Source organism: Jatrophihabitans sp., assembly GCA_036389035.1.
GTDB lineage: Bacteria > Actinomycetota > Actinomycetes > Mycobacteriales > Jatrophihabitantaceae > Jatrophihabitans_A.
In genome coordinates, this window is the sequence record DASVQQ010000018.1 from 142,895 (window position 1) to 161,118 (window position 18,224).

The 18,224-nt window shown below is 68.1% G+C and carries 22 protein-coding genes and 2 tRNA genes; 11 read left to right on the forward strand and 13 right to left on the reverse strand.

Annotation, left to right across the window (positions count from 1 at the left end; all coding sequences use genetic code 11):
- Positions 1-778: 778 nt before the first annotated feature.
- Positions 779-1,807, forward strand: coding sequence for a hypothetical protein (locus VF557_12820; GenBank protein ID HEX8081087.1), 1,029 nt, complete (start codon positions 779-781; stop codon positions 1,805-1,807).
- An 82-nt stretch (positions 1,808-1,889) separates the two neighbouring features.
- On the opposite strand, the gene VF557_12825 is transcribed toward VF557_12820, so the two are convergent.
- The 8 genes from VF557_12825 to VF557_12860 form a co-directional block, all read right to left on the reverse strand.
- A complete protein-coding gene (locus VF557_12825) occupies positions 1,890-3,005 on the reverse strand; it encodes a DUF4062 domain-containing protein (GenBank protein HEX8081088.1) in 1,116 nt (371 codons plus the stop codon).
- A gap of 255 nt (positions 3,006-3,260) precedes the next feature.
- Complete coding sequence (locus tag VF557_12830; protein HEX8081089.1) at positions 3,261-4,271, reverse strand: hypothetical protein; 1,011 nt, start codon at positions 4,269-4,271, stop codon at positions 3,261-3,263.
- Positions 4,268-4,495, reverse strand: a complete 228-nt coding sequence (locus VF557_12835) for a hypothetical protein (GenBank protein ID HEX8081090.1) — start codon at positions 4,493-4,495, stop codon at positions 4,268-4,270. Before VF557_12835 ends, VF557_12830 begins: the two co-directional genes overlap by 4 nt.
- Positions 4,496-4,769: 274 nt before the next feature.
- A tRNA-Ala gene (locus tag VF557_12840) sits at positions 4,770-4,846 on the reverse strand.
- A gap of 130 nt (positions 4,847-4,976) precedes the next feature.
- Positions 4,977-5,714, reverse strand: coding sequence for a hypothetical protein (locus VF557_12845; GenBank protein ID HEX8081091.1), 738 nt, complete (start codon positions 5,712-5,714; stop codon positions 4,977-4,979).
- A gap of 167 nt (positions 5,715-5,881) precedes the next feature.
- On the reverse strand, positions 5,882-6,505 hold the full coding sequence (locus VF557_12850) for a GNAT family protein (GenBank protein ID HEX8081092.1): 624 nt from the start codon (positions 6,503-6,505) through the stop codon (positions 5,882-5,884).
- Position 6,506: 1 nt separating this feature from the next.
- Positions 6,507-7,853, reverse strand: coding sequence for a gephyrin-like molybdotransferase Glp (gene glp / locus VF557_12855; protein HEX8081093.1), 1,347 nt, complete (start codon positions 7,851-7,853; stop codon positions 6,507-6,509).
- A gap of 40 nt (positions 7,854-7,893) precedes the next feature.
- On the reverse strand, positions 7,894-8,814 hold the full coding sequence (locus VF557_12860; protein ID HEX8081094.1) for a UTP--glucose-1-phosphate uridylyltransferase: 921 nt from the start codon (positions 8,812-8,814) through the stop codon (positions 7,894-7,896).
- A gap of 17 nt (positions 8,815-8,831) precedes the next feature.
- Between VF557_12860 and VF557_12865 the strand changes: the two genes are divergently transcribed.
- The 4 genes from VF557_12865 (at position 8,832) to mscL (ending at position 11,189) form a co-directional block, all read left to right on the forward strand.
- Complete coding sequence (locus VF557_12865) at positions 8,832-9,383, forward strand: 5-formyltetrahydrofolate cyclo-ligase (GenBank protein ID HEX8081095.1); 552 nt, start codon at positions 8,832-8,834, stop codon at positions 9,381-9,383.
- A gap of 122 nt (positions 9,384-9,505) precedes the next feature.
- Positions 9,506-9,904, forward strand: coding sequence for an FmdB family zinc ribbon protein (locus VF557_12870; protein HEX8081096.1), 399 nt, complete (start codon positions 9,506-9,508; stop codon positions 9,902-9,904).
- 118 nt (positions 9,905-10,022) lie between these two features.
- Entirely contained in the window at positions 10,023-10,691 is a 669-nt protein-coding gene (locus tag VF557_12875) for an SAF domain-containing protein (protein ID HEX8081097.1), read from the forward strand.
- 57 nt (positions 10,692-10,748) lie between these two features.
- Entirely contained in the window at positions 10,749-11,189 is a 441-nt protein-coding gene (gene mscL, locus VF557_12880) for a large conductance mechanosensitive channel protein MscL (GenBank protein ID HEX8081098.1), read from the forward strand.
- An 87-nt stretch (positions 11,190-11,276) separates the two neighbouring features.
- Here mscL and VF557_12885 read toward each other — a convergent pair whose 3' ends face one another.
- A complete protein-coding gene (locus VF557_12885; GenBank protein HEX8081099.1) occupies positions 11,277-11,423 on the reverse strand; it encodes a hypothetical protein in 147 nt (48 codons plus the stop codon).
- Positions 11,424-11,541: 118 nt separating this feature from the next.
- On the opposite strand from VF557_12885, the gene VF557_12890 reads away from it, so the two are divergent.
- Positions 11,542-12,027, forward strand: a complete 486-nt coding sequence (locus tag VF557_12890; protein HEX8081100.1) for an antitoxin — start codon at positions 11,542-11,544, stop codon at positions 12,025-12,027.
- The gene (locus VF557_12895) at positions 12,027-12,269 is read left to right on the forward strand and encodes a MoaD/ThiS family protein (GenBank protein HEX8081101.1); all 243 of its coding nucleotides are present in this window, start codon (positions 12,027-12,029) and stop codon (positions 12,267-12,269) included. Before VF557_12890 ends, VF557_12895 begins: the two co-directional genes overlap by 1 nt.
- A gap of 65 nt (positions 12,270-12,334) precedes the next feature.
- On the opposite strand, the gene VF557_12900 is transcribed toward VF557_12895, so the two are convergent.
- Genes VF557_12900 through moaC form a run of 3 tightly spaced genes read right to left on the reverse strand, consistent with a single transcriptional unit; the run spans position 12,335 to position 13,721 of the window.
- Positions 12,335-12,754, reverse strand: a complete 420-nt coding sequence (locus tag VF557_12900; GenBank protein ID HEX8081102.1) for a molybdenum cofactor biosynthesis protein MoaE — start codon at positions 12,752-12,754, stop codon at positions 12,335-12,337.
- Positions 12,751-13,251, reverse strand: a complete 501-nt coding sequence (locus tag VF557_12905; protein HEX8081103.1) for a MogA/MoaB family molybdenum cofactor biosynthesis protein — start codon at positions 13,249-13,251, stop codon at positions 12,751-12,753. Before VF557_12905 ends, VF557_12900 begins: the two co-directional genes overlap by 4 nt.
- Positions 13,248-13,721: a cyclic pyranopterin monophosphate synthase MoaC gene (moaC, locus tag VF557_12910; protein HEX8081104.1), complete on the reverse strand. Its 474-nt coding sequence runs from the start codon at positions 13,719-13,721 to the stop codon at positions 13,248-13,250. Before moaC ends, VF557_12905 begins: the two co-directional genes overlap by 4 nt.
- Positions 13,722-13,827: 106 nt before the next feature.
- Here moaC and VF557_12915 point away from each other — a divergent pair, with 106 nt between their 5' ends.
- The 3 genes from VF557_12915 (at position 13,828) to VF557_12925 (ending at position 16,924) form a co-directional block, all read left to right on the forward strand.
- The gene (locus VF557_12915) at positions 13,828-14,940 is read left to right on the forward strand and encodes an NYN domain-containing protein (protein ID HEX8081105.1); all 1,113 of its coding nucleotides are present in this window, start codon (positions 13,828-13,830) and stop codon (positions 14,938-14,940) included.
- 196 nt (positions 14,941-15,136) lie between these two features.
- A complete protein-coding gene (locus VF557_12920; protein HEX8081106.1) occupies positions 15,137-16,687 on the forward strand; it encodes an SDR family NAD(P)-dependent oxidoreductase in 1,551 nt (516 codons plus the stop codon).
- A gap of 164 nt (positions 16,688-16,851) precedes the next feature.
- Positions 16,852-16,924 (forward strand) — tRNA-Arg (locus VF557_12925).
- A 306-nt stretch (positions 16,925-17,230) separates the two neighbouring features.
- On the opposite strand, the gene VF557_12930 is transcribed toward VF557_12925, so the two are convergent.
- On the reverse strand, positions 17,231-17,428 hold the full coding sequence (locus VF557_12930; protein ID HEX8081107.1) for a hypothetical protein: 198 nt from the start codon (positions 17,426-17,428) through the stop codon (positions 17,231-17,233).
- A 387-nt stretch (positions 17,429-17,815) separates the two neighbouring features.
- Here VF557_12930 and VF557_12935 point away from each other — a divergent pair, with 387 nt between their 5' ends.
- The gene (locus VF557_12935; protein ID HEX8081108.1) at positions 17,816-18,223 is read left to right on the forward strand and encodes a type II toxin-antitoxin system VapC family toxin; all 408 of its coding nucleotides are present in this window, start codon (positions 17,816-17,818) and stop codon (positions 18,221-18,223) included.
- Position 18,224 lies beyond the last annotated feature (1 nt).

Genomic DNA, 18,224 nt, shown 5'->3' on the forward strand with positions numbered 1-18,224 from the left:
GGTCATGGGCGATCCGCTGCAAGCCCAGCGCTCGCCCGGCACGCTCGCCTAGCACTCAACAGCGCCGTCGCAGTGAGCGAGTTCCTGCTCGACACCTGGCACCAGCGCGTTGACTCGGGCGTGCTCGTACTCGTGAGCTGATCAGAACGCGTCGTGGCCCCTACCGAAGCGCTACGCGCTGCACCAGATGGTTAGCAGTGCGTTCGCACGAGCATGGTTCAACCCCGGCCGGCGCGCTCGGAACCGCCCGGATACCCCCGAGCGATCGGAATACCGAGCGGTACAGCGACCGGTACGCCGTGGTGGTCCTCACGGGAGTTAGTTCGAACCTTCGGAAAGACTTCCAGGCTTTGTCGTTCCGGCCGCAAGCCAACCGATCGACGACCGCTGCACGACCTCCGCGGCAGGTCCAGACCCGACTCGCGGGTGCTGAGATCGCCCAGCTGATCGCCGCCTACCAGGTCGGTACCAAGATCAACCAGCTGGCCACCGACTTCGGCATCAACCGCAACACCGTCAGCTCCATCCTGCGTCGCAGCGGCGTGGGGCCTCTCCAGCGAGGTCTTTCTGCTGATGGTATTGCGCAGGTGGTCTGCTGTACCTCGCAGGCTGGTCCCTTGTCCGTATCGGGAGCCAGTTCTGATTGCACTGCGGAGACGGTGCGACAGGCCCTGAGCCGGTCTGGTGTGGCCCAGCGACCTCAAGCGGACCTGAGACTGTTATCCGGTTTGGCAGGCCGATCTAAATTTGAAATTTGGGCAAGCAGAGTGGAGAGCTAGTGCCGAATCGTCACAGCCACAGCGGCTTCTTTAGCCCATTAGTGGTACAGGGCATCGAACATCGCTTCGCCAGCGTCCATGAATACGTTCGACCGAAGCTCTGGGCGCACGCGATCCAGCCTCAGTACGCCGAGCTGCGTGCGTGGATAAATGACCAGGTCGACGGGTTTGACCGGATGGCTGTCGGTGAACTGCTAAGTCGACTGGGTGACCCGGCCAGGCACACGCAGGTAGTCGCGGAGCTAGCTACCGGCGCTGCAATGCGCACGCACGGCTACAGCGTGCAGTTCAACCCGACGATCGATGACCTCACACCAGACCTGATTGTCACCGACGACGAAGGCCACCGGCTGATGGCCGAAGTATGGACCCGCGGCCTTGCCGAGGATGCAGTCTCGCGGAACAAGCAGTGGGCCGGCCTGGCTCAGCGAATCAGAAAGGTACCGGCCCCCGTCGCACTCGCAGCCAGCGCGGCCCAGCCCGGCGGTGCTGCTCCGCCGGACGCCAGAATGCGCAAACGTATGGAGGCAGAGCTGCGACGATGGCTGATCGAACCCCGCCGAGTTGGCGCCAGCTACCGCTGCGACGATCTCATCTTCCGAGTCGTCGGCACCACGACAACGGGATACGCGGAACTCCTCCCCATCCGTGAGGCTGCTGCCACCGATCGCAAGGACGTCGTGGAAGCAATCGAACGGAAGGTCAAAAAATACCGCCGCCTGGCAGACAGACATGACATGCCGTTCATTGTCGTGCTCAGCGCCGACGACGGCACCGGCCTTACGGCGGATCACGTCGACAGCATTCTCGAGGGCAACAACACGGTGACCATGAACATCCCGATCGACGCCGTCGGCCCCATCGATTCCGGCCCCATCGAGCTGAGGATGACCGATGCGCCACCCAGATTCGATCCGGCCCTGTCCGCTGTCGCCTGGTTAGACGTCAACAACGGAGCCGACGCCCAGTTGGTCGCATGGGACCTGCCAACAGCTGCCCGTACAGTGCAAACTGTTGACGCTGATTAGCCAGGCCAGTGATAGTACACCTGCGTGGACAGCTTATCGTGCCGCGAGGGCGTGCACGCCGAATCCCGCCCTGACGAAAAACCTATCTGTGTCGGGCCGTCATTCTTTCCGTAAGTAATCGAGAAATTGTGGCAGCGACGTGGACCGCACCGTTGTCCAATGCCTCGCGGCTGACTGCCTCATCCGGTTCAAGGCGAACAGGATTGCCACCGAGGCCAAAAGAGATGCTGTTAGCGTTCCGCAGCTCGTTGAGCGTGCCAACCGCCAGCATCATCGTCGGTTCGACTCCAGCGGCGATCGCCACCGTGCTCGAATGGATCACCTGAAGTGCGCCAACCAATCGGAGCGACATCGTGATCTGCTTAGTGACATCTGCAGGATCAAAAATCGCCGCCATCGACCCTCGGGGTAAAGCAGTGACCATTGATACCTGTCCGCTAGCGCTGACTCGCACTTGGCGGAGCTGGGCGTCAACCGGCTGATTCCACTGCCGTGAGGCGGCCGGAAAATCTGCAAAGACTGTTCCGTCTCCGGATGTGACGTCAATCGCCGCGGTTGCTGCTACGACATTGGAGCGCCGCAGGGCCGACGCCAGTCCATCAGCAACCTGCAGCATTTCACGCCCTGTCCGAAGCGGCTGCTCGATTGGTATCACGTGGACTTCCAACATCGCTTCAGCGGTGTTAGCTCCATAATCAGATGACCAGTCCGATTTCCACGTGACAGCCGGTGGGCCTGGCAGGGCCTCATAGGTGACGCCTCGCGGCCTGGTCTCAAGGTTACGGATTGCGGCTACGACCTTTGCTTGGAGGTCTGCTGCGTTGGTGAAAGTGTCGTAGAAAATGCCTGTGCCGTAATCACCGACGAGCCGAACGAACTCCTCCTGGTCGGGCTCCAGCGTCACCCCTTGCTTGCGGAAGACCAGGCGCGGAATACCCGCTGTCTGGGCAGCCACGAACTCGTCATGGGTAGCCGACTGTCCGGTCTCAGGAAACCGGTAGCCGTACTTCGGACCCAGCAGGAGTAAGTAGACATCGCTACCGGCAACGCCATCGAGACACGCTTGTCTCGATGGCACCCCTTGCGGGCCAAAGTCTTCGAACCGCACGGGCATATAACCGAGAGCCGAGATCAGACCCGGCAGGGCGTCACGCTCGGCCTCCAGCCCCTGGCGGACACTGCTAATGAAGACACGCATTCACACATCATCGCGCACCGGTCTGTCAGCATTGAGCGCAACCCGACCATGTCCGGGATGCGGGCATCTGAATCTGGCAGTTGAAACCCGTTCGGACGTCTGTCAACCTTCTGTACTCCCGCGGGCCGAGGTGCGCTCCCGACGTCGGTTCATGGAAAGCTCAGCGCGAGTGACTTGTTACTCGCTCCCGCGTTCGTGAGCGCCGAGGTTCGCCGCAGGACGCCGTGCTTCGCGGGGCGTGAGTTTGGCGTTCACTTAATCGTCGCGTTCGGACTCTCCAAAGATGTCAAGCAACAGACTGAGGTCGGCCGGCTCGGGTGCCGGCGGGGGAGGCAAGTCTGGCAGCAACATTCCCAGTCCGAGGTTCGCGGTCCGCACCGCATATCTCGGCCGTCGTCGTCCGGTCACCAGGTCCTCGACGAGGTCGTCGATCCACCACACGCTGCCTACATCCGCATTGTGGTCGATGCGCCCGCTGTATACACCCAGAAAATGATGCCGACTCGGCATGCCGCCCGACGCCGGTGAATACGCTATGACGGCAGCTCCGGACTGGCCTTCACGGGTCCGGGAATCGATCAGGAATCGTTTACCCTCCCACTCCCTCAGCGGGTCTGTTGCGATGCTGCCGCTGATCCACACGGGTGGATCAGTCTCCCGGGTTCCGATGTCGCTGGGGTAGCCCACCACGAAAATTCGGTCGGCTACAGCAGGTAGGTGTTGCCTGCCGATCTCCCAGTAGCTGTAGCCAAGACGCACGCGTGTGCGGAACGCCGTTGATAAGCGTCCGTTCAACTCGCCGAGGCCGCGTCCGAGATGCAGGCATACCAAATCGTGCCGGGGCATTTCTAGCTCCTCATGGAGCATCCCGTCGGGGCTGTCCCATGCATACCGTGGCTGCAAGTCATCGGCTTGCTCGTCTTCCATGTCAATCTGCACGAGGTCGCGCTGATGACCGAGGACGTGGATGCTGACCCTCAGCGCGGCTGGCGAGCATTGCGTCTGACCGTCCAGCGCCCACTGGATCTCGTTCGGATTTTCGCTCTTCCAGGTGAGCCGTTCGGCCGGAGTCTGCCACCGCCGTCCGGTCGCGACGTGCCAATTGGTGAGTAAGAACAGTTCGTCGCCGACGCAGATCAGCGCTCCACTGGCCTTCGGCCCTAATTCCCCCGACGGCCATACCGCTCGAACCAGCGCTGCGTTGATCGACGGCGGTTGCGGGCGGCTGAAGTCAGCGTCGCCTGATCCTGCTTGTTGCGGAGTCATGCCTCAGTGATCGCCACCACAGTTGCTGAAACATCGGATGGTGCACCACGCTTGTTGATCAAAGGCAAGCATGCCCGAGCCGCGGCCGCAGACTCCTGGGGAACCCGTACCTCTAATAGCCGATCGCGCCAGACAAGCTTCGGCACGACCCGCGCGTCCGACCGGATGGTCTGCTCGACGTAGTCCGCGAAGATCGACTTCGCGGGGTCGGACTGCAAGGACATCCTGGCTCCTCGTCGGTGATAGTGCCTAACTTTAACGATCCCATAACCCACACTGCCTGGCGTGTTCACGCCGCTATCTGGAAGATCGTAGGCGCGCCCTGGCCCGGTAAACGCCGCCGACCTCGCGCTTGAGGACTTGCTGGCCGTCATAGCTGAGTTCGGTGCTGCCGCCGCCTGAGCTGCTGATTGAGTACACATGGCACACTCGTCTGGCTCGGCCACGTGCGATGTCGCAGCGGTCGGAATACCGAGCGGTATAGCGACCGGTACACCGTGGTGGAGCTGAGGGGATTCGAACCCCTGGCCCCCTCGATGCGAACGAGGTGCGCTACCGGACTGCGCCACAGCCCCCAACCAGCTCCGAAGATTACCAGCCTGTCGATCGGCCACTCCCAGGGGCGGCCACGACGCTCGGCAGGATCACCCAGCGCGATCGCGGCCCGCGTCCTCAGACCGCCCAGCGCGATCAGCGACCGCGCCGTCAGACCGCCCGGCGCATGGACCGCTCGTCGAACTGCTCCTCGACGTAGAGCCCGGTCAGGTCCACGGTGTCGGCGACCCCGCGCAGCTGGACGTCCTCGTCGTCGATCCGCACTACGGTGTCGGAGTCGGCCCGGTAGGGAAACTGCTCGGTCGCGTCGTACCCCCTGGGCTTGGTCAGGCCGGAGCGCTGCTGGCGCTGCTCGCGCCGGTCGCGGTCACGCAGTGCCTGGTTGCGCAGGAACAGCAGGTAGCTGGCCAGCGAGGCGGTGAACAGCAGCGCCACCGTCCAGGCCAGCCCGCCTCCGCCGATCAGCACCCACAGCAGGCCGATGATCGTCCCGGCCGCGAGGATGGCAAGTGATCGCCGTCGGCGGGCCATCATCTGACGGCGGGCGTCGGACATGTCGGCCTTGGCGATCTGATCGGGGTACATGACTGCCTCCATGGCGGCGGGCACCGGCCGGCGGCCCGCGGGTGGAACCTGCGGCCGCGCGGGGCCGCCGGGGATGAACACTTGAGCGTGGGTGGCGCGACGGCGCCTGGGCCGGTCCTCAGCCGCGGCCGGCCGGGTGTGGGCGGTCACCGGACCGCGGCTGGACAGCGCCCGCATCGCGCCGCCGAACCGGGCGACTGAGCGCTCACCGGCCCGATCGTCCTTGCGCTTGACGAACATGGGTATCACGACGATCAGCCAGAGGACGGCGAGGACCAGCACCGTCATCGTCGGCGAAATCATCTACCATCTCCTGTCACACCTGTCACAGCTATGCAGGCAACGCTAAGACGCTGCTTCACCCGATGTCCGCAGGCGCGCCGGGTGTCAATGTCAAGTGCGGGTTTATGGTTGGCAAAAGCGGGTTCCCGGTCCGTGCGCGTCTCAAACCCGCGGCCCGGCAGGGGCGTTCAGCCCGGCGGCACCGGCAGGGCGCTCAGCCGGGACAGCGTGGTGCCGGTGAAGATCTCTTCGGCGGTGATGGCGTAGGACAGGTGATCGCGCCAGCCGCCGTCGATGTCGAGAAACCGCTCGTGGTAGCCCTCCTGGCGCAGCCCGAGCTTCTCCACCACCCGGATGCTGGCGTGGTTCTCGGGCCGGATGTTCACCTCGACCCGGTGCAACCGGGCCTCGGTCAGGCAGTGGTCGATGGTCAGCGCCAGCGCGGTGGGGGTGATCCCCCGTCCGGCCACCGAGGAGTCGATCCAGTAGCCCACGCTGCAGGACCGGAGCGCCCCGCGCACCACGTTGGACACGTTCAGCTGGCCGACCAGCCGGTCGCCGTAGACGATCGCGAACGGCAGCATGGTGCCGAGCCTGGCCGCCGAGCGCAGCCGCGACAGCGTCCGGTGGTACTCGGTGACCGAGTTGCGGCTCTGCCAGGACTGGCTTGAGGTCGGCTCCCACCTCGCCAGCCATTCGACATTGGCCATCCGGCTGCGGCTCCAGGCGCCGGCGTCGCGGCGGCGCAACGGCCGCAGCGTCACCGGGCCGGCCACCAGCACGGCCGGCCAGCCCGGGTGCAGCTGCGACATCTCAGCGCTGGGCGAGCATCAGCGGCTGGACTGTCACCCTCGAACCCGGAACCACCTCGGTCACGTCCTCGTCGATGACCACCAGGCAGTTCGAAGCGGCCATCGCCGCGACCAGATGCGATCCGTTGCCGCCGACCAGCGACACCGAGTACCGGCCGTCCGGCTCGCGGTGCAGCAAGCCCCGGCGGAACTGCCGCTTGCCCTCGGGGCTGTCCATCCGCTCCAGAGCCATCGCCTGGATGCTCTGCCGGTGCACGTTGCGCTTGCCCAGCAACTTGCGGATGGCGGGACGGACGAACACCTCGAAGGACACCAGCGAGGACACCGGGTTGCCCGGCAGGCAGAAGATCGGCGTGCGCTCCCGTCCCAGTGTGCCGAAGCCCTGGGGTGAGCCCGGCTGCATGGCGATGTTGGTGAACTCGACCGTGCCGATCTGGCTCAGCGCCTCCTTGACGATGTCGAAGGCGCCCATGCTCACCCCGCCCGAGGTGATGATCAGGTCGGCGCGCAGCAGCTGGGAGTCCAGCACGTCGAGCAGCCGGGCATGGTCGTCGGGGATGATGCCGACCCGGTAGGCGTCGGCGCCGGCGTCGCGGGCCGCGGCCGCCAGCATGTAGGAGTTGGAGTCCGACACCTCGCCGAACCCGGCCTGCTTGCCGACGTCGACCAGCTCGGAACCGGTCGAGATCACCACTACCCGGGGCCGCGGCTGCACCATCACCCGGTCGTGCCCCACGGCGGCCAGCAGCGCGATCTGCTGCGGGCCCAGGGTCGCCCCGGGCGCCAGCGCCAGCGCGCCGGCGGCCAGGTCCTCACCGGCCCGCCGGACGCACTCACCGCTGCGCACCGGCCGGTGGATCTGCACCCGGGCCACCCCGCGGTCGGTGTGCTCGAGCGGGATGACGGCGTCGGCGCCGGGCGGGATCGGCGCGCCGGTCATGATCCGCATGCACAGTCCCGGCCCCATTCCGGACACCGACCGGGCGCCGGCCAGCACGTCACCGACCACCGGCAACGAGATCGGCTCGGCCTCACTGGCCTGCCGCAGGTCCACCGCCCGGACCGCGTAGCCGTCCATCGCGGCGTTGTCGAAGCCGGGCAGCGGGGCGTCGGCGACCACCTCCTCGGCCAGCAGCAGCCCCTGGGCGTCCAGCAGCGCCAGCTGGATCGGGTCGATCGAGCCGATGGTCGCCAGCACCTTCTCCAACTGCTCGGCGACCGGGCGCAGGACGGGCGGGGCGGGCCGTGCGGAGCTGCCGGGCTGTGAGGGCTGCCGGCCGGCGTCGGGATCGTCGGCCGGCACCACCGGAATGGTGTCGGTCGGCCAATCGCTGCTGCTGTCGCTCACTTCGGTGCGCTCCTACGGCTCGGGCGGCGGGCGGGGCCGGCTACTCCAGGGTGCGGACGAATTCTGCCAACCAGCCGGAGAAGTCCGCGCCCAGCTCCGGATGTTCACACGCCAGCCGCACCACCGCGCGCAGGTAGTCCTGCCGGTCACCGGTGTCATAGCGGCGCCCGGAGAACACGACTCCGTGTATCGGAACCCCATCCTGCCCCAGCACCCGCATCGCATCGGTCAGCTCCAGCTCGCCACGCGCGCCCAGTTCGGTGCGGCGCAGCGCGTCGAAGATCCCCGGCGGCAGCACATAGCGCCCGATCACGGCCAGGTTGGACAGCGCCTCCTCCGGCTTCGGCTTCTCGATCAGCGTCTCGATCTCGATCACGCCGTCGACGAGCTCACCGGCCGGTTTGATGCTGCCGTACAGCGAGATGAACCGGCCCTCGACCTCGATCAGCCCGACCACGATGCCACCGGTCTCGGCCTGCAGGTCCAGCATCCGGGCCAGCAGCACGTCCCGTTCGTCGATGATGTCATCGCCCAGCAGCACCGCGAACGACTCATCGCCCGTGAACGCCTCGGCGTAGGACACCGCGTCGCCCAGGCCGCGAGCCTCGCGCTGGCGGGTGTAGTGCATCCGGGCCAGCTCGGTCGACCGGCGGATGCGCGAGAGCCGCTGCTTGTCACCCTTGCGCTCCAGGGCCTCCTCGATCTCCGGAGCGGCGTCGAAATGGTCCTCGATGGCCGACTTGCCCCGGCCGGTGATGATCAGGACGTCGGCCAGGCCCTCGCGGGCGGCCTCGGCGACGATGTACTCCAGGGCCGGCACGTCCACCACCGGCAACAGCTCCTTGGGCACCACCTTGGTCGCCGGAGCGAACCGGGTGCCCAGTCCCGCCGCGGGGATGACGGCCTTGCGGGCACGCCGCCCGGTCGAGGTGGCGGGTCGGGACTGCGCGTCGGAACTCATACAGCGAGACTAGTCAGGTGACTGACAAAACCGCGCTGCGCTCGATCGTCGCGGCGGCGCGGGCGGCGCGGAGCGAGCGGCAGCGCCTTGAAGACCGGGCCGCGATCCGCGCGCATGTGCTGGCGGGCTGCCGGGGCGGGCGGGTGCGGCCGGGCAGCCTGATCGCGGCGTACGAGCCGCTGCGCACCGAGCCGGGCTCGACCGAGCTGCTCGCCGCGCTCACCGGCGAGGGCCACCGGGTGATCGTGCCGGTCACGCTGGCCGATCGGGACCTGGACTGGACCGGCTGGAGCCCGACCGGCGAGCCCGGACCCCGGCTCGGCTTGGACGCGATCGCCGCCGCGGCGCTGGTGCTGGTCCCGGCGTTCGCCGTCGATCCCGCCGGTCACCGCCTCGGCCGCGGCGGCGGCTCCTACGATCGGGCGCTCGCCAGGCTGCCGGCCGGCACGCCGGTGGCCGCACTGCTCTATCGCGAGGAAGTGCTGCCCGAGGTCCCCGTCGAGAGCTGGGATCTGCCGGTCAGCTCGGTCGTGACCCCGGACGGCTGGCTCGACCTGGCTGCCCGCTGAGCGCTCGGACGCAGGACCCGAGTGGACGGCGGAATGATCCATGACGCACCATTGTTGGCAGTCACCGGACGAGAGTGCTAAGTCCGCTGGAACCCGCGCCACGTGAAGGAGCTCCAACACCCATGCCGACGTACCAATACGCCTGTACCAGCGACCAGTGCGGACTGCGTTTCGAGCGGGTTCAGAGCTTCACCGATCCCGCCGTCAGCCAGTGCCCGGACTGCAGCGAGCGGGTGCGCAAGGTGTACGGCTCGGTGGGCGTGGTGTTCAAGGGGTCCGGTTTCTACCGCAACGACAGCCGGGACGCCAAGAACGGCGCCAACGCCAAGTCCGACTCCGACGGCGCGGCTGCCAAGAACGGCGCCGAGAGCAAGGACGGCAAGAGCGAGGCGGCCAAGAGCGACACCGGTTCAGGCTCGGCCAAGTCGGCCGACTCCCCGAGTGCCGGCAAGGGTTCGGGCGAGTCGTCCGCCAAGAGCAAAGCCGAGTCCGCCAAGCCGGCCGCCACCGTCGCAAGCTGAGCACGCCCGCCCCTGAGCCGTCCAGCTGGGTCCTCGCCGGCTGTGGACGGCGGCGCGGTTGTCCACAGATTGACCATCGCCGGTGTCCCGGGCCGGCCCGCCGGTCCACGCTCGGGTCATGGTCCTCGTCCTATCCCGGCTCCGCCTAGCCGGACTCCTGCAGGTCCTGGCGGGCTGGCCCCGCCGGGTCGCCGCCGCCCTCTGCCTGGTGCTGGCCGTGCTGTCCGCGCTGTCCTCGCGCGCCGTGCCCGCCCCGCAGCCCCGGTCACCCGTGCTCGTGACTACCAAGCCCTTGCCGCCCGGCACGGTGCTGGCAGTCACCGACCTGGCGGCGGTGCTCTGGCCGGCTGCCATCGTGCCGGCTGCCGCGGTCGGCCGGCTCTCCGACGCGGTCGGGCACACCGTGGGCGCCGCCATGAGCCGCGGCGAGCCACTCACTGCCACCCGGTTGCTGGACACCGGCATCTCGGCGGCCCTGGCGCCCGGTCAGGTGGCCCTGACGATCAGCCTGGCCGGCAGTGACCAGGCGGCCATCCTGCAGGCCGGCGCCCTGATCGACCTGTACGCCGCAAGCGCCGACGCCTTGATCTCGGGCAGCCCGTCGCCGGGCGGCGGCCACCGGGTCGGCGCCGGTCTCAGGGTGCTTGCCGTCGTGCCGCCCCCGGCTGATCCGGCCAGCGGCAGCGGCGGCTCGAGCCTGGTGATCGCCGCGGACCGTGCCACCGCGGCCCGGTTCGCCGGCCGTCCGGCGGGGCAATTCCTCGCTAGCCTGGTGCCGCCGTCATGAGGCCGCGCGCCGCATCGAACGCCGAGCGTGCTCCGGCTTCCCATGAGAGGGGTGGGCATGCTCAAAGGATTCCGCGACTTCGTGATGCGGGGCAATATCGTCGATCTGGCGATCGCCGTGGTGATCGGCACCGCCTTCGCCAAGGTGGTGGACACCATGGTCTCGTCGATCGTCACGCCGATCCTCAACGCGCTGCCCGGCGTGTCGGTGAACGGGCTCAGCTTCGCCATCAGGGGTGGGGAGCTCGCGGACAAGACCACCATCGACTTCTCGACGATCATCACCTCGATCATCGTGTTCGTGCTGACCGCGGCCGTCGTGTACTTCGTGTTCGTGGTGCCGATGGCCAGGATCCAGCAGCGTCGGGCCAGCGGGCTGACCCCAGAGCCGGAGGCGGTCCCCGAAGCCACCTTGCTGCTGCGCGAGATCCGGGACGCGCTAGGCGCCCGGCCGTCCGACGGCACCGCGGGGCCGACGCCGCTGCATCCCCAGCTCTGACAGACCCGGCGCAGCGGCGGTGGTTCAGACGCCGGCGCGGCGGTTCAGGCGCCGGCGCGGCGGTGAAGGACCCGGCACGGTGGCGGTTCAGTCGTGGTGCGGCGGCCGCTCGGCCAGGTACCAGTCATCGCCGTACTCAGCGGGCCCGTCACCCCAGCCGAGATCACGCTCGTCGGTGGAGCGCTGGGGCGCCAGATCCTCCCCCGGCTGGCGGGCGGGGGTTGCCGAAGGCAATGATGGAGCCTGAAGTGTTTCGCTGTCAGAGGACTCGGGGGGTTGCTGACTGTGCTTCGACTCGGCCACCCCACCAGTGTGCCCGTTCTGTTCTGAACATCACGAGGAGGCCAAATCCATGTTGGACAAGTTGAAGAAGATGGCGGACCAGGCGAAGGAGAAGGCCGGCCCGATGGCCCAGCAGGCCAAGGAGAAGGCCGGCCCGATGGCTGGACAGGCCAAGGAGAAGGCCACTGAGCTGGCCAGCAAGGCGGCTCCGGCAGTGTCCCAGGGCGTCGGCAAGGCAGCCGGCAGCATCGACAAGGCCACCAAGGGCCGCTACACCGAGAAGATCGACAAGGTGCAGGGCGCCGTTCAGCAGACCGCCCAGAAGGTCGGCGACAAATCAGCCGGCACCGGCACCGCCGGCGCCGCTGGCACCAGCCCGACGACCAACCTCGGCGGACCTGACACGGTTCTCAGCGAGCCGGTGTCCCCGGTAGTGATCCCCGCCGAGCCGGTGATCACCCCGACGCCGCCGGCGGGCTCGGTCTATGACCCCGACCCGGTCATCGACACGCCGTCGCCCCTCGACGAGACCCCTGAGGACAAGCCGAGGATCTGATGCCATCCCAGGTCACCGTCCGGTACTGGGCAGGAGCCCGCCGGGCGGCTGGCCTGGCATCAGAAGTGCTGTCCGCCGGCACCCTCGCCGAGTTGTTGAGCCAGCTGCAGGCTCGACCGGGGCTGGCGGAGGTGGTCGCGGCCAGCTCGGTGCTGGTCGATGAGGTCCGTCCGAGCCGCGACGACCAGCCGCTGGCCGCCGGGACGGTGGTCGACATCCTGCCGCCGTTCGCCGGCGGTTGAGCCCCAAGTAGCGCGGCTACGGTTCAGAGGCAGTCGACCTATTCAAGGGCAGTCGACCTATCCGGTCAGGGGCAGTTGACCCATTCGTCGGTGCCGTCGGCGAAGACCTGGCGCTTCCAGATCGGCAGCCGGGCCTTCACCTCGTCCACCAGCCGCTGGCAGCTGTCGAAGGCCTGCTTGCGGTGCGCGGCCGTCACCGAGGCGGCCAGCGCCACGTCGCCGATCTTCAGCACGCCGATCCGGTGGCTGACCGCCACCGCGAGCACCGCCGGGTCAGCGGCGATCTCTTCCGCGACCTGGCGCAGGATGCCCGCGGCACTCGGATGCGAGGTGTACTCCAGCTCCAGCACCGTCCGGCCGTGGTCGTGATCGCGGACCACCCCGCAGAAACTGACGTCAGCGCCGGCCGCGGCGTCCCGGGTGGCAGCCGCATGGGCGTTCACGTCGAGCGGGGACTCGGTGACCTCGGCGATCCGGACCTTCATACCCCGCCTCCCGGTCGGTGGTCGCCACCGGACGCCTGATCCAGCAGGTGGCCCACCAGCGGCTGCAGCACCGCCAACCCGTCCCGCACCCCGCCGGGCGAGCCCGGCAGCGTCACCACCAGCGCGTCCCCGATCAGGCCGGCCACCCCGCGCGAGAGCACGGCGGTGGGCACCTGCTCGACATTCGCCGCCCGGATCCGCTCAGCGATTCCCGGGATGTCGCGCTCGATCATCGGCCCGACCGCTTCCGGCGTGACATCGGTGGGACTCAAGCCGGTTCCGCCGGTGGTCAGCACCAGCCGGGCGCCGTCGGCCAGCACCTGGCGCAACGCCTTCTGGATCAGGGCGACGTCATCGGGCACCACCAGTTTGGCCAGCACGTCATAGCCCCAGTCCCGCAACGTCTCGGCCAGCAGCCGGCCGGAGTCGTCCGGGCGGTCCCCGGCGGCGGACCGGTTGGAGCAGGTGATCACCGCCGCCCCGATGGATGCGGTCATGGCGAGTTCCGGTCCCAATCGCCGCGCCGGCCGCCGGCCTTGTGCTCCAGCCTGATGTCGGTCAGCACCGCCGCGCGGTCGACAGCCTTCACCATGTCGTACAAGGCCAAACCAGCCGTGACCACCGAGGTCAGCGCCTCCATCTCGACCCCGGTGCGATCGGCGGTGCGCACCGTGGCGGTGATCCGGACCCGGTCGGCGTCCAGGTCCAGGTCCACCGTCACGCCGTGGATCGCCACCGGATGGCACAGCGGGATCAGCTCCGGGGTCCGCTTGGCCGCGGCGATCCCGGCGATCCGGGCCACCGCGAGCGCGTCACCCTTGGGCAGGCCGTCGGCTCGCAGCAGATCGATCACCTCGGCCGTGGTCCGGAACACCCCCGAGGCGGTGGCTTCCCGCACGCTGACCTGCTTGGCCGAGACGTCCACCATCCGGGCAGTGCCGCTGGCGTCGACATGGGTCAGTTCCACCCCGCCAGCCTATCCGCGCCGGCCACGCCGCGGTCGCCAGTCCCGCGGTCGCCAGTCCCGCGGTCGCCGAAATGCCGCGCCCGGTCAGCCGCCCACCCCGACGGCCATGGTCACCCCGACCTGGCAGCGGCACAATCGGGGTATGACCGACGCCATACTGATGGTTGACGCAGGGTTTCTCATCCAGTCATTGGTGATCCATGCCGGCCAGAAGGACCGCTCGGAAGTGGCAGTCGACTACGCCGCCATTGCCGAAGCTCTCGCGGACCTGGCCGAGGAGGAGACCGGCACGAAGTTGCTACGGCAGATCTGGTACGACCCCGCCCGCGATTCCCGACCTCGGCCCGAGCATCGCGCGCTCGCGGCCGTGCCCGGGGTGCAGGTGCAGTTGGGTTGGTCGGTGAGACTGAACGACGGGCAGATCCGGCAGAAGGCAGTCGACTCGCTGATCGTGCGGGACGCCATGCGGGCGGCCTACCGCGACACGGTCAAGACGCTCGTGCTGGTGGCAGGCGATGGCGACCTGGTGCCGGGTTTTCGTGAAGCGTCGGACTTCGGACTCGCCATCCACCTGTGGGGGGTCGCCTCCGAGAACCGCATGTTCAGCCAGAGCGAGGAGCTCATCGCGCTCGCGGACCGACGCCTGACTCTCGAACTCGATGACTTCTCCCCGTTCATCAAGAGGCGCGTGCAGCCCGATGTCGAACACGCCGCCGAACCCGCCCAGCCGATCGGTCAGGGCGGGTTGACCACGCCGGTCGATGGCTACCTGCCCGAGACGGCGACGGCCGGCCCACCCCAGGCGGCCGAGGCGACGGACTCCGGCGCCCCTGACGATGACCATGTCGTCAGCTCAGCCGCCCCGCTGGCCGAGCCCGCGCGAATCGGGCCGCCACTGCTGCGGCAGCTGTCCAGCCCCTCTGAGTACAACAGCGAACTTCATCTAGACCGCCTCGAAGAACTCGATGCCACCCAGTCCGGAGCGCGCTACGGCAGCCGCTGGATCGAGCGGGCGGACCCGGAGGTGATCTCTCGCCTTCTGAAAGACTCCAGACGGCCCCAGGTGCCGCGGCGAATGGACCAGGACCTGATGCGCTACGCCAAGCTGCGCGCCGTCAACGTCGATGAGGAGAGCGAGCGCAAGGCCGTCCGGAACGGCTTCTGGGATTCGATCGAGGCCCACCACGAGGTAGTGCCAGCACCCTTGGTCACCGGATAGCTCGCGGATGAAAGGACATTGCTGACCCGAGCACCTACGAGCTGCGCTACCGGGTCACCCCCGGACCACGTCACCATCGCCTCATCCGGCTGGCCCCAGGAACGCCGCCGCGTCGCTGGGCGGCCCAGCGAGCCGTAAACTGGCCCGGGCCGCGTTCGGCCCGATAAAGCCAAGCAGAGGCGGAGCGGCACCCCGAATGACGGCGACCGAGCACCCGCAGCGCACCGGCATCGACGCTCCGGACCACCACACCGGCATCGACGCTCCGGACCACCACACCGATCTCGCTCCGGACCAGCGCACCGGCATCGACCCGGACCGGCTGGCGGTCTGCCTGGCAGTGCTCGACGAACTGCACCAGGTGCCGCAGGACCACCCCGACCACGTCGCGGTCCGGCGGGCGACGGCGCAGATGTTCAAGTCGGTCAAGAAGCACCGCCGCGCCGAGAAGCGCGATGCCATCGCCACCGCTGACCGGGCGGTGATCGGGGCGACCGCCACCGGCTCGCCGAACCGGATCGACGACGAGACCCAGGGCATCGCGCTGGTGTCCACCGTGGCCGGCGCCTCGGCGGGCCTGCTGATCACCCCGCGCGCCTGCTACATCTGCAAGACCAAGTACCAGCAGGTGGACGCCTTCTACCACCAGCTGTGCCCGTCCTGCGCGGCGTTGAACCGGACCCGGCGCGAGGCCCGCACCGACCTGTCCGGCCGGCGGGCGCTGCTCACCGGCGGCCGCGCCAAGATCGGCATGTACATCGCGCTGCGGCTGCTGCGCGACGGCGCGCACACCACCATCACCACCCGGTTCCCCAGCGACGCGGTGCGCCGGTTCACCGCGATGGACGACAGCGCCGACTGGCTGCACCGGCTGCGGATCGTCGGCATCGACCTGCGCGACCCGGCGCAGGTGATCGCGCTGGCCGACTCGGTGATCGAGCAGGGACCGCTGGACATCCTTATCAACAACGCCGCCCAGACCGTCCGGCGCTCCCCCGGCTCGTACGCCCCGCTGGCCGAGGCGGAGTCCGGGCCGTTGCCGGCCGGGCCGCTGCCGGAGCTGGTGAGCTTCGACCATGCCAGCGACGCCCACCCGGCCGCGCTGGCCGGGTCGCTGGCCCAGCACCCGGTGGCGCACCTGATAGGCGGCGAGCTGACGGGCGCTGACGTGACGTCCCTGGCTCTGATCGCGGGCTCGGCGTCGTCCGAGAAGATCGCCGCGCGCACCGCGATCGACGCCGGCGGCCTGGTGCCTGACCTGCACTCGGTGAACAGCTGGACCCAGCGGGTGCACGAGGTCGACCCGCTGGAGCTGCTCGAGGTGCAGCTGTGCAACATGACCGCGCCGTTCCTGCTGGTCAGCCGGCTGCGCCCGGCGATGGCCGCGGCCGCCGCCCGGCGCAAGTACGTCGTCAACGTCTCGGCCATGGAAGGCCAGTTCGCCCGCGGCTACAAGGGCCCCGGCCATCCGCACACCAACATGGCCAAGGCCGCGCTGAACATGCTGACCCGGACCTCGGCCAAGGAGATGCTCAGTGACGGCATCCTGATGACCAGCGTCGACACCGGCTGGATCACCGACGAGCGGCCGCATCCGACCAAGATGCGGCTGGCCGACGAGGGCTTCCACGCGCCGCTGGACCTCGTCGACGGCGCCGCCCGGGTCTATGACCCGATCGTGCGCGGCGAGCTCGGCGAGGACCTCTGCGGCGTCTTTCTCAAGGACTACGCCCCCGCCGCCTGGTAGGGGCCGGCCATCTGCCGATTGCCGCCAGTCATGCCTCACCGCTGGGACGGCTGACCGGCGTGGGATGATGGCTGACGGATCAAGGGCCCCATCAGCCTGAGATCCGGCAGGAAGACCTGACCGAAGCTGGCCTGACGTGCAGTCCCAGAGTTCGGACCGGTCCTGCCCTCGTAGCTCAGGGGATAGAGCGCCGGACTCCTAAGCCGGGCGTCGCAGGTTCGAATCCTGCCGGGGGCACATCTGCAAGAGTTGAGGCAACTCTTCGAACCTGGCGAGTTACAGACCGCACTCCACCAGCTTGACTTGCGGCCGTTCCGCGCGATAGCCGTCGCTAAATGCGCGTCCGGCTCACCCAGCGAACGGCGCAAGGAATTGATGACGTGAAGCGCCTATCGCGTGCGCATCCCAGTTCGGCGGCGACACCCGATGCGTGCCAGACATGACAGAAGCCAGACCTGAGCCTCGAACCGGCAGCACGGTGACCCCGCTGATCGCTGCCAAAGCCATTCTTGACCTGCTGAACTTTCTGCTGGCGGTCGACACCTAGCTGAGACGGCGTACCCGGATCGCCTTTGGCATGCCGTCGACATGCATTCGATGCCCCTCGATGATGACCTCTGGCCGGTACTTGTACTGGTACCTGTAGTAGTACTCGGCCTGCTCCCAAACTGAGCCGTTGACCAACTTGACGATGGTGCTCCCGTCCCAGCCGGTCCACTCACCTTCGATGCGTGACTTCATTGGTCCTCCTGTGCGGTCGCCGCCCTGGGACGGCGAATCGGGAAGTGATGCGTCGAATATTCAACAGACGTCTGACACCTTCGGAGGTGAAGTTCGCCCGACAGGACGACGGTGTCTGATGTTCAGTGGTCGAACGTCACCAAGACCTTGCCGACCTGTGGTCCAGACTGGGGCTCTAGGCCCACCGTCGGCAACGCAGTCCCTCTACAGTGCAGCCGAAGCTAGGACCATCACCAAGCACGGCCGGCCGGTAGCGCGGCTGGTGCCGGTGAGCCCGCGTTCAGCCTCTCCGGAGTCGACCATTGCCGCGCTGCGGACGGCTCGCGCTGGAGTCCACCCGGTGAGGACTCGGTCCGCGACATGATCGACGAAGGCCGGCGCTGAGCCGTGTTCGTCATCGATGCCAGCGTCACCCTGGCGTGGTGCTTCGCCGACGAGGCGACGCCCGGCGCCGAGTCGGTCCTCGACCACTTCAGCGAGGACGAGGCGGTCGTTCCGGCGATCTGGCCACTCGAGATCGCCAACGTTCTGCTGGTGGCCCAGCGCCGGAAGCGCCTCACTGAGGCTCAAGCGAGCCGGTTCTCAGACCTGCTCCAGCAACTGCCCATTCACGTCGTCGACGCCCCCACCGACCTGGCCGATGTGGTGGCTGCCGGCCGGCATCACGAATTGAGCTCCTACGACGCGGCCTATCTGGTGCTGGCCGAACGCACCGGCGCTCCGCTGGCCACGCTTGATCACCGGCTTGCCGATGCGGCGACCCGGGCCGGAGTGCGGCTGCTCATCTCTGGATGAA